Raw genomic sequence first — 589 nt, forward strand, 5'->3', positions numbered from 1 at the left:
TTCGCCACGTTCGCTGAATGCCCGACTCGAGCCACTGTAGAGCGGCCCCAGTGGCCGTTCTCCGTCGTACAGCCAGATTTCCAGGTCGTCGAGGAAGGTCTGCCCGATGATCAGTTGCAGGCGCTCCGCCGCCGGGGCCTGCACCTGCGTGGCGAGCCACCAGGCGCTGCGGCTGTAGCCGATACGCGGTGTGCCCTCGACCTCGCGGCCCTGGCTGGCGATGCGTTGCAGCACCTCGCTTGCGGTCAGCTGGGCGCCGGGGTCCTCGAGCAGCAGGCTGCGTTCGATGCTGACCGGCTCGTCCAGGTCGCCCGCCTCGAGCTTGAGCAGCGGCAGCGCGCCGCCCGCCCAGGCCGGCAGGACGCAGACCAGGCAGAGCAGGGTCATCAATGAACGAAGTGGGCGGAGCATCCGGGCGCCTCATGGCTACTGCGAGGGCGCCGGAGTCCGGTGGACGTTGTTCTGTCGTGCGGTAACGGTCAGGCGCAGAGGGATTCTAGCCGACTGTCGGGATGATGATTGCGGGGCGAGTCTCATCCGCCAGGAAGAACGCCCCCGCCCGTCGCGGCGCACAGGGCGCCGCGCATGA

The 589-nt window shown here is 68.9% G+C and carries 1 protein-coding gene; it reads right to left on the reverse strand.

What is annotated here, in order from left to right; translation table 11 throughout:
* Positions 1 to 411, reverse strand: a 411-nt coding sequence (locus J0A65_RS25225; RefSeq protein WP_206596964.1) for a 7TMR-DISMED2 domain-containing protein, incomplete at its 3' end; no start/stop codon positions are given.
* Between the last annotated feature and the right edge of the window lie 178 nt (positions 412 to 589).

The sequence above is a fragment of the Bowmanella yangjiangensis genome (assembly GCF_017255015.1).
GTDB classification, from domain to species: Bacteria; Pseudomonadota; Gammaproteobacteria; order Enterobacterales; family Alteromonadaceae; genus Bowmanella; species Bowmanella yangjiangensis.